Raw genomic sequence first — 14998 nt, forward strand, 5'->3', positions numbered from 1 at the left:
TGGACGACCAGCCTCCCGAGGCGGCGATCAGCTCTCGCGTCCGGTGTCCCGCCGCAGCTTCAGTTCCACGCCGTCGAGCAGGCACTCCAGCCAGAATTCGAACTCCTCCGCGGCCGTCCGGGACGTGAGCGCATCGGCCAGCTCCACCAGTTGCGGGAACTGCTCGGCCGGCAGGGAGCGATAGAAATCGCTCAGCGAGAGTTTCTTCGACGCACCCAGGCCTCCCGTACGGAAGTCGTCCATGGACTCCTGCATGACCGAGGCGAACACCTGGTGGGCCAGGGCGGTGTAGACGTCGGCCGCCAGGGTCGGCTCGAAGCCGCGCTCGCGCAGCAGGCCGAGGGCCAGCTCCCTGCTGCGCAGCGAATTCGGGCCGACCGGGACAGCGGTGGCGAACAGGGTCGCGACGTTCGGGTGGGCGCTCAGCACGGTGCGCATGGACCGTGCCAGCTCCTCGACGACCTCACGCCAACCGAGGCCTTCCGCGGAACGGCCGAGCTGGGCTTCACCGAGGACCGCGTCGGCGACCAGCACCAGTACCTCGTCCTTGCCGGCGACGTGCCGGTAGAGCGTCGTGGTGCCCGTCTGCAGTTCGGCGGCCAGATTCCGCATGCTCAGTGCGGCCAGCCCCTCGCGGTCGATCAGATCGAGCGCGCCGGCGACGATACCGGACAGCGTGATGGGGGGTCTTCTGACCGGTTCCTCCCTGCCCTGGCGGGCGGCCCACCACGCAGGCGAGCCCGGCGCCCTCAGGCCCTGCTCGTCATTGGCCGTCTCATCCGCATGTGTCCCTGTCACCGGAACAATGTACCCACCCCGGGGACGCGCGAGGGAGCGTCGTTGTTGCCCCCGGGTTTCAACTGCCAACTCCTACCGGTTAATTCCTGGGTATTGACCCTGTCGTGGGCACGCCAATACGGTCGTGGTAACGCTGTTCCCGCCATGGGAGCTACGTATCCGAGATCGGAGAGTTGGCCATCATGGGGCTACGTGCTCGTCTCGCCAGACCATGTCTATTGATCCCTGCCGTCGCCGCGCTGTTCCTGCTGGGCGCCGGCGCCGGGCCGGTCGGTGCCACTGCGGCTCACACGGAAGGCACTGCAGCGGCAGCTGCCGATGCCTGCGCCGGCGCACCGGCCCCCAGCGCCTCGGCGGCATCGTCCGCGGCCGGGCAGGCCCTCAGAGACGGAGTGCGGATTCCTCAGGACGAGGCACCGCACCACGACCCGGACGAATGGTGGTACTTCGTCGGACATCTCTCGGGTGTGGACGCGCAGGGCCACCAGCACTGCTACGGATTCGAGCAGGTGACGTTCCAGCTTCTCGACCAAGGACCTGCGCCCCTGTACGTCGGCCACTTCGCCATCACCGATCTCACCAGGGGCACCTTCCAGTACGACGCCGCGCTGGACTCGTATCCCGTTCCTGACACGCCCAACGAATACGCGCTGCACACCGGCGCCTGGACGATGAGCGGCGCATCGGGCAAGGCGAAGCTGCACGCGGCACTTCCCGAGTACCAGCTGGATCTTCAGCTCCAGTCCACGAAGCCGGTCACGTTGCACGGCGACCACGGCACCATCCCGTACGGGCCGCTGGGCACCTCGAAGTACTACTCGTGGACGTCCCTGGGCGCCACCGGGACGGTCATCGACCACGGGGTTCCGGTGAAGGTCACCGGGGTGTCGTGGTCCGACCACCAGTGGGGTGCGTTCGACTTCTCCACCGGTGCCGGGTGGGACTGGTTCAGCGTCCAGCTCACCAATGGGAAGCAGTACATGCTGTACTTCATCCGCGACAAGAACGGGGTGATCGTCGAGACCCTCGGAACCCTGGTCGACAAGCTCGGCCGGACCACGAACCTGAGTCCCTCGCAGCTGAGCGAGACGGCCACGGGCTCATGGACCAGCCCGAGGACAGGGATCACCTACGGCTCGGGCTGGAAGGTCAACGTGCCCGGCGGCCAGTTGACCGTCACACCGAACCTGGTCGACCAGGAGCTCGATCTTTCCAGCGTGGGCCGCGTCTACTGGGAAGGCTCGGTCAGTGTCCGCGGAACCGTCAGCGGCTCGCCCGTGAGCGGCGTCGGATACACCGAGATCAACCCGCCGGTCCCGTCCTGACCGAGAAGTACCGGAGCCGTCCTGACCGGGGGAGCGGAATGCCGCTCTCCCGGTCGCTCTGTGGAGCGGGTGTCCCGTCGGCAGTGCGGACCAGTACGCGTCTCAGCAGCAGAGCGCGTCCGGCGGCAGGTCCGCCCCGGCGGTCAGCGGAAGGTCCGTCGAGGTGAGCATGTCCCGGTACTGCTCCGCCAGTTGGGACGGCTGCTGGCGGCTGAAGGCGACGAGTTCGCGGAAGACACCGGGTCCGATCCTCCGCGCGTGCTTCGACCAGGCGTCGGGCACCGCGTTCTCCGGAGCCACGGCCATGCCGATGCCCTCGATGGCGAACTGCAGAGCGGCGGAAACCTGGCCGGTGCGAGCCACCGCGCGAGGCACGAAGCCGAGGCGGCCGGCGAGCCAGTCGACGACCTCGCTCATGCCCTGCTCGGGCTCGTAGAGCACCCAGTCGGCCGACGCGAGCTCCGAGGGGTCCGCGGCCGTGCCCACTTCGTACGCGTTCGGTCCGACCACCACCATCTCCTCGTGCCCGAGCGAGACGGCCGGCCCTTCCCAGGCCGACGGCCGCGGCCCGACGGCGATGTCACCCTGCCCACCTCGGACGGCCTCTTCGAGATCACGGCGGTGCGAGAAGTCGTGCAGGCGCAGGACCGTCGTCGGGAACAGGGTGTGCCACCGTGCGGCCGACGGGGGCAGTACGCCCGAGGCCACCGACCGCACCGTGAGCACATGTACGTCGCCCTCACGGCCTTCGATCACCTGGCGCACCGAGTCCTTGGCATCCTGAGCGGCCTGCACCACGCGCTGTGCCCGGGGCAGGAAGGCCCGGCCCGCAGGAGTCAGCGTCACGCCGTGGCGCCCGCGTTCGAGCAGTTCGGCGCCCAGCTCCTTCTCCAGAATGCGGATCTGCTGCGACAGCGACGGCTGGGTGAGGTAGAGCCTGGTGGCGGCTGCGCTGAACGACCCGCTCTCCCAGATGGCGAGGAAGTATTCCAGCTGGCGTAGCTGCATCCGATCAAGCTACCTGATCACCCTGCGGCCACGGACCGCCCGTTACACCGTCAAGGAAACGCCGGCATCACTGCGTGTCAGACGGGACAGCAGATAGTCCACCTCGGCCCGGGCCGCGGCCGACAGGACGCCTGCCGGGCTGCGTTGGCGGTCGGACGCGAGCAGTCCACGCCGCTTCATGACGTACTTGCGCACCGCCAGGCCGATGCCCGCCTGCTGTTCGTAGCGCAGCAGCGGCAGGTGCGCGTCGAAGAGGTCGTGTGCGGCATCGCGGTCTCCCGCCGCCGCGCGCCGGACCACTTCCACGAGCATCTCCGGGAAGCAGTAGCCGGTCATGGCACCGTCCGCGCCGCGCTCGGTCTCGAAGTCCAGGAACAGTCCGCCGTTGCCGCACAGGATCGAGAGGCGCGGCATGTCGCCCGCACCTTCGAGGCGCCGGAGCGTGCTGATCTTCTCCAGGCCGGGCCAGTCCTCGTGCTTGAGCATCACGCACCCCGGTGTGTCCCGGGCGATCCGTGCGATGACCGAGGGGTTCATGACGACGGAGAAGGACAGCGGATAGTCCTGGATGACCAGAGGGACATCCGTGCCGATCTCCTCCGCGGCCCCCTGGTAGTACGCCACGATGTGATCGTCGGTTCGGAGTGTGTTGGGCGGGGCGATCATGACGCCGGCCGCGCCGGCTGCCATGACGTCCGAGGTGAGGGCGCCCATGGCCGCGAATCCGGGTGCCGATACCCCGACAACGACCGGGAGCCCGGTTCTTTTCAGCACGTAGTTCACTGTCCGCACTGCTTCGCCATGGGTCAGTTTGGGCGCCTCGCCCATTTGACCGAGCAGCGTCAGCCCGGTGACACCGGTCGACTCATAGAAGTCCACCAGCCTGCCCAGCGAGGTGAAGTCGACACTGCCGTCAGCGTCGAAAGGGGTCGGCGCGATGGCGAAAACGCCTTTGGTCTCGCGGGTCAGCAACACCATGGTCTGCGCTCCCTGATAGCGGCGTACGGGGGATCAAAGGCTGGCGATGAGGCCACCATCGACCCGCACCACCGATCCGGTGATGTACGCGGCCGGGGCGCTTGCCAGAAAGGCGACCATGGCGGCGTACTCACGCGGGTTGCCGTAGCGGCCCGCCGGAATCGCCGCGAGGCTCTCGGCCGAGACCTGCTCGACGGTTTTTTTCTCACGCTCGGCCTTGGTCCGGTCGAGAAACTCGGTCCGCTGTGTCCCGATTCTTCCCGGCGCGACGACATTGCACGTCACCCCGTCCGCCGCGACCTCACGGGCCAACGTCTTGGACCAGCCGAGGAGACTGGCGCGCAGGGCGTTCGACAGGCCCAGGTTGGGGATGGGTGCGATGACACCGGAGCTGGTGCTGGTGATGACGCGCCCCCAGCCCCGCCTCCGCATACCCGGCATGACGCTGTCGGTGATGGCGATGACCGAGAGGGTCATGGACTGGAAGTGGCTGAGCCAGGTACGGAGATCCTGGCCGAGAACGGGTGAAGGGGGCGGCCCGCCCGTATTGTTCACGAGGATGTCCACGGGGCCGAGGAATTCCTCGATCACCCTCAAGTTGCCCTCGATTACGCCGAATTCCCCGATGTCCCATTCCAGGGGCACTGCCTGCCCGCCCGCCTTCACGATGGATTCGGCGCGCTTCTTGGCCGCTTCGGGATTGATGTCCGCGACCGCCACCTTGACGCCTTCTTCGGCGAGGACCTGAGCAATCGCCCCGCCGATGCCGCCCCCTCCGCCCAGCACCAGTGCGGTCCTGCCGGCAATCCCTAGATCCACAGCCCTGCTCCTCAAACAGTGAACCGGTCCCCAGCCATTCGGCCGGTAACTCTCCGGTGACAGTGGCACATCGCCCATCCCGTGGCCAGTAAGGATGTTCCGCATCACCGATAGGGCCTGCCTATACGACGTGCGAGGGGCGGCGACGCCTCGCATAGGCCGCCCCTATGCGAGTCGGCAGTGAATCCACTTGGACGCGCCTGCCCTTGTTGCCAAGACTCGGGGTGATGCCCGCCGGGCACGAAGGGAGCCACGGTATGTCCTTGCCGGAAACCATGCTGGCCGCGGTTCTGGGTGAGCCGGGGGTCATCGCCACCAGGAGGCTGCCCCTGCCCCGGGTCGGGCCGGAGGACGTGCTCGTCCACGTCCGCAGGGCATCGCTGTGCGGAACCGACCTCAAGATCCGCAGCCACCGGTTCTTCGGCGACGGCGGGCCCGCCTCCCGCCAGTTCGTCCCCGGCCACGAGTACGCGGGCGTGGTGGCGGCCGTCGGGAGTGCCGTCGATGAGTTCCGGGTCGGCGACCGAGTGGTCACGGAGGCGCACCGGGGCTGCATGCGATGTGCCAACTGCCTGGCCGGGGCGTACACGGACTGCCTCAACTACGGCGACCGGCGCAAGGGCCACCGGGTGCAGGGGATGACGGTCGACGGAGGCTTCGCCGAGTACGCCCTCAACCATGTGTCCACGCTGTACCGGCTTCCGGACTCCGTCGGCTTCGACGCAGCAGTCGTACTCACCACGGTCGGCACCGTCATGCACGCTCTCGATGTGCTCGGGTCGCTGATCGTCGGCGCGAGCGTCGCAGTGATCGGGCCGGGTCCCATCGGACTGCTGGCGGTGCAGGTCGCCCGCGAACTCGGAGCCGAGCTGGTCGCCCTGACCGGCACCCGGGAGGGCCGGCTGGAGATCGGCAGGAAATTCGGGGCCGACCTGACGGTCAACTCCCGTGCGGAAGACGCCGTCGCGGCCGTCCGGCAGGCAACAGGCGGGCAGGGCGCCGACATCGTCCTGGAATGCTCGGGGGCCCCGAGCGCTGTGGACGACGCTCTGCGCATGGCCAAGCGCTCCGGAAAGGTCGTGCTCGTCGGGTTCTTCGACCGGCCGGTCGAAGCCGACCTCAACCACGCGGTGATGAACGGCATTTCGATCGGGACCGTCCGCGGCGAGGGAGCCGGCTCGGTGGCGCGAGCGGTTTCACTGGCGGGCCGCGGACGGCTGCGCACCTCCGAACTGGTGACTCACCATTTCGGTCTCGAGGACGTCGGTGAGGCCTTTGACACGTACGCGGAGCGCAGAGGCAATGCCATCAAGGTGATGCTGGACGTGTCCGAGGACGCGGAGCAGTTCCGTGCCGGCTGAGAGCCGAGCGCGGCCGGTGCCCGGCGCCGCGGCCCCGGAGCGCCAAGTGGTGGCCGCCGCCATGGCCGCCGCGGCAACGGCGTGGCTGGACTCGCTGACGCCGCGGCAGACAGCCGTCGCACAGTTCGGCTCCCCGCTGCTGCCCGGAGCGGAGGCCGAGCGCCTGAAATGGTTCTACACACCGACCGATCACGGCGGGCTGGCCATCCGGGACCAGACGCCCCAGCAGCAGAGCCTCGCCATGCAGGTGGTGGCGTCCGGCTTGTCGGCGGCGGGCTTCGCCACGGTCGCGACGGTGATGGGCCTCGAGAACATCCTCGACCAGGTCGAAGGCTGGCGGGTCCACTGGGGCCGGGAGCGCGGCCGCGATCCGGGACTGTACTGGCTCAGGATCTTCGGCAGGCCCGGGGACTCAGCCTGGGCATGGCGATTCGGCGGGCACCACATCTCCCTGAACAACCTGGTCGTCGCCGGCAGAGTCGTCTCGACCACGCCGTGCTTCGTGGGCGCCGACCCGGCAGAGACCGTCCTCCTGGGCGGAGCACTGCGCCCCCTGCACGGACTGGAGCAGGTCGCCCGGCAACTGGTCTCATCGCTCGGCCCCGGGCAACGACAGCGAGCGCTGCTCCATGAGAGAGCCGTGTCCGACATCGTGTCGGGCAACAGGCCGACCGTCTCCGACGGCGACACCATGATGCACATGCAGGACCTGTGGCGCGGACGGTTCGCCGACCCGGCGCTGGAGGAACTCGTCGACGACATCGACCGGCGCGCGGAGGAGGGGAGCGAGTACACCCCAGGGGATCATGCCGCCGTGTCGATCTCCGTCCCGCCGAAGGGCCTCAGCGCCCGGGACATGGATGCCTGCCAGCGTGCGCGGCTGCGGCAGCTCCTCGCGCTGTACACCGGCCGGGCTCCGCAGGGCCTCGCCGACGCGTACGAGGTGCACTACGCGGCCGAGTCGGTACTCGACGAGGTGCACTTCGGCTGGGCGGGCGCGACGGACGCCGGCAGGCCGCACTACTACCGGGTGCAGGGCCCCCAGGTGCTGATCGAGTACGACAACACCCAGCGGAACGCCAATCACGCGCACTCCGTATGGCGGGACCCGACCGCGGACTTCGGGCTCGACGTGCTGGCCGAGCACCGGTCACGGACGGCCCACTAGGGACCTGGCCGAGCACCGGTTACGGACGGCCCACTGGAGACGTGGCCGAGCATCGGTCACGGACGGCCCACTGGAGACGTGGCCGAGCATCGGTCACGGACGGCCCACTGGAGACCTGGCCGGGCGGGACGCCCCCGACCAGGGGCGTCCTCTCAAGTCGCCGTCGAGCGGCCGCTGTCCACGGCCCGCCCGGTCCCGTCACATCCGCTCGGGCGCCCCCACCCCCAGCAGATGCAGGCCGTTGCGCAGGACCACCCGGCTGGCGTCCGTCAGCCACAGCCGGGCCCGGGTAAGGGAGTTGGGGTCCTCGCCGTCCCGGGGCAGGACGCGGCAGCTGTCGTAGAACCGGTGGTAGGTGCCCGCCAGCTGCTCCAGGTAGTGCGCCACCCGGTGCGGTTCGCGCAAGGCGGCGGCGGTGGCGACGACCTCCGGGAACTCGCCCAGCGTGCTGAGGAGATCGGCCTCCCGCTCGTGCTCCAGCAGCGACGGCTCGAAGTCCTCAGGGCCGCCCCGGCTCGCCCCGGTCGCCTCGGCCTTCCGCTGGACCGCGCAGAGCCGCGCATGTGCGTACTGCACATAGAAGACGGGATTCTCGTTCGACTGCTTGGTCAGCAGGTCGATGTCGAGGTCGATCATCGAGTCCACGCTCGCCCGCGCCAGCGCGTACCGCGCCGCGTCGACGCCGACCGCCTCGACCAGGTCGTCCAGCGTGACCACCGTCCCCGCCCGCTTGCTCATCCGCACGGGCCGGCCGTCCTTGACCAGGTTCACCAGCTGGCCGATCAGGATCTCCAGGGTGGCATCCGGGTCGTCGCCGAAGCAGGCCGCCATGGCCCTCATCCGGCCGACGTAGCCCGCGTGATCGGCCCCCAGCATGATGACGACCCGCTCGAAGCCGCGCGACCTCTTGTTGAGGTAGTACGCGCAGTCCGCCGTGAAGTACGTCCAGGTGCCGTCGCTCTTCACCAGGACCCGGTCCTTGTCGTCACCGAAGTCCGTGGTGCGCAGCCACACAGCACCCTCGGCCTCGAAGACGTGACCGCCGTCGCGCAGCCGGGCGAGGGCCGTGTCCAGATCGCCGTTGTCGTGGAGGTCCTTCTCGTTGAAGAAGACGTCGAAGTGGGTCCCGAACTCGGCGAGCGCACCCTTGATCTCGTCGAACATGAGGGTGGTCCCGGCTGTCCGGAGGATGTCCAGGGCGGCGGACTCCGGCAGCTCCAGCACCTCGGGATGCCCCTTCAGGACCTCCGCGGTGATCTCCTGGATGTAAGCGCCGCTGTATCCGTCCTCGGGCACCGGGGTGTCCGTCGCCGCCGCCAGCAGGGACCGGGCGAAGCGGTCGATCTGCACTCCGGCGTCGTTGAAGTAGTACTCACGCGTCACCTGCGCGCCCGCGGCGTCGAGGAGCCGGGCCAGCGCGTCGCCGACGACCGCCCACCGGGCACCGCCGATGTGCACCGGCCCGGTCGGATTGGCGGAGACGAACTCCAGGTTGAGCCGGAGGCCGTCGAGCTGCCGCGTCCGGCCGTACGCGGTGTCGGCGACGACGATGTCCCGCGCCACGCTGCCCTTCGCGGCGCTGTCGAGGGTGATGTTGAGAAAGCCAGGGCCCGCGACCTCCACCTTCCGGATCCCCGCGGCGGCGCTCACCATCGGCACCAGCAGCTCCGCGACCTCGCGGGCCGGCAGACCAGCGGACCTGGCCAGCACCAGCGCGACATTGGTCGCGTAGTCGCCGTGGCTGCGCAGGCGGGGCCTCTCGACACGAATGCCGGCAGGCACCTCCGCGACGATGCGTCCGGAGGCGACCGCGTCACGCACGCTGTCGGAGATGAGGGCGGTGAGATCTGCTGGGTTCACCCGGCGAGGCTATAAGTCCGCCGCCCGGCGCGGGAAACCCTTTTCGCACGGCGGGAACGCGTCCCGTGCACGCCTTGAAGGCGGCCGTGCGACGTGGTCACACTGGCCAGGTGGACACGGAACGCACCTGGCCGGCCGATCCGGGGCTCTTCACGCCCGCGTCGGTGACCTGGCAGCTGCACGGCGACCCCATGATGTGGGTCGCCGGGATCCGCGCGCTGTATCTGCAGGCGCTGCATCCGCGGGCGGTGCGCGGAGTCATGCAGAACTCCGACTTCCGGCGCGACGCCTGGGGACGGCTGATGCGCACCGCGAACTTCGTGGGGACGACGACGTACGGCACCACGGAGGCGGCCGAGCGGGCCGGCAGACCAGCGGACCTGGCCAGGACCAGCGCGACATTGGTCGCGTAGTCGCCGTGGCTGCGCAGGCGGGGCCTCTCGACACGAATGCCGGCAGGCACCTCCGCGACGATGCGTCCGGAGGCGACCGCGTCACGCACGCTGTCGGAGATGAGGGCGGTGAGATCTGCTGGGTTCACGCAGTGAGGCTATAAGTCCGCCGCCCGGCGCGAGAAACCCTTTTCGCACGGCGGGAACGCGTCCCGTGCACGCCTTGAAGGCGGGCGTGCGACGTGGTCACACTGGCCAGGTGGACACGGAACGCACCTGGCCGGCCGATCCGGGGCTCTTCACGCCCGCGTCGGTGACCTGGCAGCTGCACGGCGACCCCATGATGTGGGTCGCCGGGGTCCGCGCGCTGTATCTGCAGGCGCTGCATCCGCGGGCGGTGCGCGGAGTCATGCAGAACTCCGACTTCCGGCGCGACGCCTGGGGACGGCTGATGCGCACCGCGAACTTCGTGGGGACGACGACGTACGGCACCACGGAGGCGGCCGAGCGGGCGGGCGCCCGGGTGCGGAAGATCCACACGAAGCTGTCGGCGACGGACCCGGACACGGGGCAGCGGTACGGCGTCGACGAGCCCGAGCTGCTGCTGTGGGTGCACTGCGCCGAGATCGACTCGTATCTGGACGTCCTGCGCCGCTCCGGCTTCCGGCTCACGGACGCGCAGGCCGACCGTTACATCGGCGAGCAACGCGCGGGCGCCCGGCTGGTGGGCCTCGACCCGGCCGACGTACCGGCGGACCGGGCCGGACTGGCCGCGTACTTCGAGAAGGTGCGGCCCGAACTGGCCGCGGGGCCCGAGGCACGGGAGGTGGACGACTTCCTGCTCCGCCCGCCGACGCATCCACTGCTCGTCCCGGCGCGTGCGGTGCTGTGGCGGCGCGTGGCGCATCTGGCGTACGCCGCGCTGCCGCCGTACGCCCTGGCGTTGTACGGCAGACCGGCCCCACCGCCTGCCACGGCGACCCGGCGCCTGCGTGCGACCGGCACCGTGCTGCGCTGCGTTCCCGCACGTCTGCGCTGGCAACTGCCGCCGAAACACATTCTCCGCGCCATGTCACGGCTCGGCCCCGGCTCCCGCCCTGCACCGTACAAAGTCGGCGGATAGCTCGCCATACTGGACGTGCCGGGGAGGGCGCGGGGCCGAGCGATACGGGGGCGATCGCACGAGATGGCGGACACCAGGCTGATCCAGGGCCGGTACCGGCTGCTCGATCTGATCGGGCGGGGCGGGATGGGCGAGGTGTGGCGGGCGCGCGACGAGTCACTGGGCCGCCGGGTCGCGGTGAAGTGCCTCAAGCCCCTCGGCCCGCACCACGATCAGTCCTTCACGCGGATCCTGCGGGAGCGGTTTCGCCGCGAGGCCCGGGTGGCCGCCGCCCTCCAGCACCGGGGCGTGACGGTCGTCCACGACTTCGGCGAGTCCGACGGCGTGCTGTATCTCGTCATGGAACTGCTGGAAGGGCGCAATCTCAGCCAGCTCCTGGAGGAGAACCGACACCATCCGCTGCCGGTCGCCGACGTCCTCGACATCGCCGACCAGGTGGCCTCGGCCCTCGCCTACACCCATCAACAGGGCATCGTGCACCGCGACTTGAAGCCCGCCAACATCATGCGGCTCACCGACGGCACGGTGAAGATCTGCGACTTCGGCATCGCCCGGCTGGGCCACGACATCGGCTTCACCGCACGTCTGACCGGCACCGGCATCGCGATGGGCACCCCGCACTACATGTCTCCCGAACAGATCAGCGGCGCCCCGGTGGACCAGCGCAGTGACCTCTACTCGTTCGGGTGCGTGCTCTACGAGATCGCCACCGGGGCACCGCCGTTCGACCTCGACGACGCGTGGGCGGTCCTCGTCAGCCACCGCGACACGCCTCCCGAGCCGCCGCGCAGCCACCGGTCGGAACTGCCCGGGTACTTCGAGCGGATCATCCTGGATCTCCTCGCCAAAGAGCCGGAACAGCGCCCGGACGACGCACGGGAGGTGGGCCGCCGGATCAGCGCCGGACGCGCCGCGCCCGGCTATGTCCCGACCGTGGTGTCGGCGTCCCTCCGGCGGCCGCCCGCACCCGGGACCGGTGCCCGCCCGGAGGCGGTGTCCTCGCGTGAGTCCCGGCTGCCGTCCTGGACGCGCGGGATGACCACCGGCCACAAGGCGACCGGCGCGGAGCTGCGCGACACCCCGCCGGACGCCGCGGCCGGGCTCACCGGCGACTGGATCGTCCGCCCGGAAACGGGCCGCGTCCAGGAGCCGCCGCCCACTGAACGGCCCACCGCGTCACCGGAGTTGGTCACCGCCCTGACCGGACGGCACAACGCGGGCCTGAGTCTTGGGCGGCTCGGCCGCTGGACGGAGGCGGGCGAGGTGCACCGCGCCGTGGCCGCCGAGCGCGAGCACGCCCTCGGACCCGACCACCCCGACACCCTCGCCAGCCGGTACGAGGTCGGCTTCACGCTGAGCCGCACCGGCCGCCCTGCCGACGCGCTGCGCGAGTACGCGCACGTCGCCGAGGCCAGAGGACGGTTGCTCGGCGCCGACCACCCCGACACCCTGGCCGCCCGCCAGGAAATGGGCTTCGTACTGGGCCAGTTGGGCCGCCACTTCGACGCGCACCAGGTGTATTCGTCCGTACTCGCGGCCCGGCAGCAGGTGATGGGCCCCGACCATCCGGACACCCTGCGCTGCCGGCACAACCTGGCCTTCAACCTGAGCCGGCTCGGGCGCCTGGAGGACTCGTACCGGATGGCGTGCGAGGTGGCCGCCGCGCGCGCCCGCGTGCTCGGCCCGGCCCACCCCGACACCCTGGTCACGCGGTACGAAGTGGCGTACGCCCTCGGTCAGTTGGGGCGCTGGCCGGAGGCGCTGGAGGCCTACCGGGAGGTGGCGCAGGCACGCGCCGAGGCGCTGGGCCCCGACCACCCCGACACGCTCGCCGCCCGCTACGAGGTCGGCATCAGCCTCGGCCGCCTCGGCCGCAGCGCGCAGGCCCTGGAGCTCTACCGCGAGCTGATCGACGACCGCACCCGCGTGCACGGCCCGGCCCACCCCGAGACGCTGCGCGCCCGCCACGGACTCGGCGTGAACCTGGGCCGGATGAGCCGCTGGGAGGAGGCGCTCGCCGAGTCCCGTGACGTGTGCGCGATCCGCGAACGGGTCCTCGGTCCCGACCATCCGGACACGCTGGTGAGCCGTCGCGAGGTCGCTGTGGGCCTCGGCTGGCTGGGGCGCTGGGCCGACGCCCTCACCGAGTACCGGCGCGTCGCCGCCGCCCGCGAACACGTCCTCGGCGCCGACCACCCCGACGCCCTCGCCAGCCGCAACGACGAGGCCCACTGCCTGGAACAGCTGGGCCGCGGCCAGGAGGCGGTGGAGCTGTATCGGCGAGTGGCCGCGTTGCGGCAGCAGCGGGTGGCCGGCGGTCACTGATCGCTGGCGGCCGGGGGCACTGGTCGCTCACGGCGCGCGGGCTCGGAGGCCGGCCGCTCGCGGTGCGGCACTCCAGGGGGTCCCGCGGACGCTGATCGCCAGTGGTGCGAGGCCCCACGCGAGGCCGCAGGGCATCCGGTCCCTCACGGCGCGAGGCCCCGCGCGCGTCCGGCAGCCCCGGCCACCCCCTGGCCGGAAAGCCTCGTCCGGCCGCCCGCCGCCTGCCGCGCACCTCTGGCCGACCTAGATCATCGCGTGCTACCAAGAACCATGCCTGCACACGAGGGATACGACGCCGTGATCGTCGGCGGTGGCCACAACGGACTGGTCGCCGCCGCCTACCTGGCCCGGGCCGGGCGTTCCGTGCTGGTTCTGGAACGCCTCGGGACCACGGGGGGCGCCGCCGTGTCCACCCGGCCGTTCGCCGGGGTCGACGCCCGGCTGTCGCGCTACTCGTACCTGGTCAGCCTGCTGCCCCGGAAGATCGTGCGGGACCTCGGGCTCGACTTCCGGGTCCGCGGGCGCACCGTCTCCTCGTACACACCGGTGGAACGCGACGGCCGGCCCACCGGACTGCTCGTGGGCGGCGGCGAGCGGCGCACCCGCGAGGCGTTCGCCCGGCTGACCGGCTCCGACCGCGAGTACGCGTCCTGGCAGCGCTTCTACGGCATGACCGGCCGCGTCGCCCAGCGGGTGTTCCCGACGCTCACCGAACCGCTGCCCAGCCGGGAGGAACTGCGCCGCCGGGTGGACGACGAGGAGGCCTGGCGCAGGCTCTTCGAGGAGCCGGTCGGCGCCGCCATCGAGGAGTACTTCGCCGACGACCTGGTACGCGGCGTCGTCCTCACCGATGCCCTGATCGGCACGTTCGCGGACGCCCACGATCCCTCGCTGCGGCAGAACCGCTGCTTCCTCTACCACGTCATCGGCGGCGGCACCGGCGCCTGGGACGTCCCGGTCGGCGGCATGGGCGCCCTCACCGACGCGATCGCCACCGCGGCCCGCAACGCCGGGGCCGTGCTCGCCACCGGTCAGGAGGTGGTGCGCATCGACACGGACGGCCGGGCCGCCGAGGTGACCTACCGCGGCGCGGACGGCGAGGGCGTGGTCGCGGCCCGGCACGTCCTCGTGAACGCCTCGCCGCAGGAGCTCGCCAGGCTGGTCGGCGACGAGCCCCCGGCCCCCGCCGAGGGGGCCCAGCTCAAGGTGAACATGCTGCTCAAGCGGCTGCCGAGGCTGCGCGACACCTCCGTGGACCCGCGCGAGGCGTTCGCCGGGACCTTCCACATCGCCGAGGGATACGAGCAGTTGGGCCAGGCCCACGCACAGGCCGCGTCCGGCTCGCTGCCCGCCGCGCCGCCCTCCGAGATCTACTGCCACTCGCTGACCGACCCGACGATCCTCGGCCCGGACCTGGTCGACGAGGGCTACCAGACCCTGACGCTGTTCGGTGTCCATACGCCCGCCCGGCTCTTCGCCCGCGACCACGACGCCGTACGCGACGAACTGCTGAAGTCCACCCTGGCGCAGCTGGACGCGCATCTCGCCGAGCCGCTCGCGGACTGTCTGGCGACCGACGCCGAGGGCCGGCCGTGCATCGAGGCCAAGACCCCGCTCGACCTGGAACGCGATCTGCGGCTGCCGGGCGGCAACATCTTCCACCGCGACCTCGCCTTCCCCTACGCCCAGGACGGCACCGGACGCTGGGGCGTGGAGACCCGGCACGCCAACGTCCTGCTGTGCGGGGCCGGTGCGGTGCGGGGCGGCGGAGTCAGCGGGGTGCCGGGGCACAACGCGGCGATGGCCGTCCTCGAAGAGCAGGAGGAGCACGGCGCGTAGTG

Annotated in this window: 11 protein-coding genes and 2 pseudogenes; 7 read left to right on the top strand and 6 right to left on the bottom strand. The window is 70.8% G+C overall.

Annotated elements, in window-relative coordinates:
- Positions 1-27 precede the first annotated feature (27 nt).
- Entirely contained in the window at positions 28-798 is a 771-nt protein-coding gene (locus ACFVYF_RS19620) for a TetR/AcrR family transcriptional regulator (protein WP_389456892.1), read from the bottom strand.
- 392 nt (positions 799-1190) lie between these two features.
- Between ACFVYF_RS19620 and ACFVYF_RS19625 the strand changes: the two genes are divergently transcribed.
- Positions 1191-2123 (top strand): lipocalin family protein, encoded by a 933-nt coding sequence (locus ACFVYF_RS19625; protein ID WP_389456893.1) that lies wholly within the window; start codon positions 1191-1193, stop codon positions 2121-2123.
- 102 nt (positions 2124-2225) lie between these two features.
- Here ACFVYF_RS19625 and ACFVYF_RS19630 read toward each other — a convergent pair whose 3' ends face one another.
- From ACFVYF_RS19630 to ACFVYF_RS19640, 3 genes are read right to left on the bottom strand one after another with little or no spacing between them, the layout of a single operon-like run.
- Positions 2226-3131 (bottom strand): LysR family transcriptional regulator, encoded by a 906-nt coding sequence (locus ACFVYF_RS19630; protein WP_389456895.1) that lies wholly within the window; start codon positions 3129-3131, stop codon positions 2226-2228.
- Positions 3132-3173: 42 nt separating this feature from the next.
- Positions 3174-4109 carry a dihydrodipicolinate synthase family protein gene (locus ACFVYF_RS19635; protein ID WP_389456897.1) on the bottom strand — a complete coding sequence of 312 codons (936 nt, stop codon included), beginning with the start codon at positions 4107-4109 and terminating at the stop codon, positions 3174-3176.
- Positions 4110-4142: 33 nt separating this feature from the next.
- Entirely contained in the window at positions 4143-4928 is a 786-nt protein-coding gene (locus ACFVYF_RS19640; protein WP_389456899.1) for an SDR family oxidoreductase, read from the bottom strand.
- Between the two features lie 257 nt (positions 4929-5185).
- On the opposite strand from ACFVYF_RS19640, the gene ACFVYF_RS19645 reads away from it, so the two are divergent.
- Positions 5186-6289, top strand: coding sequence for a zinc-binding dehydrogenase (locus ACFVYF_RS19645; RefSeq protein WP_389456900.1), 1104 nt, complete (start codon positions 5186-5188; stop codon positions 6287-6289).
- On the top strand, positions 6279-7457 hold the full coding sequence (locus ACFVYF_RS19650) for a DUF3500 domain-containing protein (RefSeq protein WP_389456902.1): 1179 nt from the start codon (positions 6279-6281) through the stop codon (positions 7455-7457). Before ACFVYF_RS19645 ends, ACFVYF_RS19650 begins: the two co-directional genes overlap by 11 nt.
- Positions 7458-7655: 198 nt before the next feature.
- Here ACFVYF_RS19650 and argS read toward each other — a convergent pair whose 3' ends face one another.
- On the bottom strand, positions 7656-9317 hold the full coding sequence (argS, locus tag ACFVYF_RS19655) for an arginine--tRNA ligase (RefSeq protein ID WP_389456904.1): 1662 nt from the start codon (positions 9315-9317) through the stop codon (positions 7656-7658).
- A gap of 110 nt (positions 9318-9427) precedes the next feature.
- Here argS and ACFVYF_RS19660 point away from each other — a divergent pair.
- Positions 9428-9685 (top strand): annotated as a pseudogene (locus tag ACFVYF_RS19660) (oxygenase MpaB family protein); the annotation flags it as partial.
- Positions 9686-9726: 41 nt separating this feature from the next.
- Here ACFVYF_RS19660 and ACFVYF_RS19665 read toward each other — a convergent pair.
- A pseudogene (locus tag ACFVYF_RS19665) lies at positions 9727-9858 on the bottom strand (arginine--tRNA ligase); the annotation flags it as partial.
- A 191-nt stretch (positions 9859-10049) separates the two neighbouring features.
- Between ACFVYF_RS19665 and ACFVYF_RS19670 the strand changes: the two are divergent.
- From ACFVYF_RS19670 to ACFVYF_RS19680, 3 genes are all read left to right on the top strand, one after another.
- Positions 10050-10832, top strand: coding sequence for an oxygenase MpaB family protein (locus tag ACFVYF_RS19670; RefSeq protein WP_389457256.1), 783 nt, complete (start codon positions 10050-10052; stop codon positions 10830-10832).
- 63 nt (positions 10833-10895) lie between these two features.
- Entirely contained in the window at positions 10896-13157 is a 2262-nt protein-coding gene (locus ACFVYF_RS19675; protein ID WP_389456906.1) for a tetratricopeptide repeat protein, read from the top strand.
- A gap of 270 nt (positions 13158-13427) precedes the next feature.
- Positions 13428-14996, top strand: coding sequence for a phytoene desaturase family protein (locus ACFVYF_RS19680; protein ID WP_389456908.1), 1569 nt, complete (start codon positions 13428-13430; stop codon positions 14994-14996).
- Positions 14997-14998 lie beyond the last annotated feature (2 nt).

This window comes from Streptomyces sp. NPDC058274 (genome assembly GCF_042881375.1).
In the GTDB taxonomy this organism is placed as follows: Bacteria; Actinomycetota; Actinomycetes; order Streptomycetales; family Streptomycetaceae; genus Streptomyces.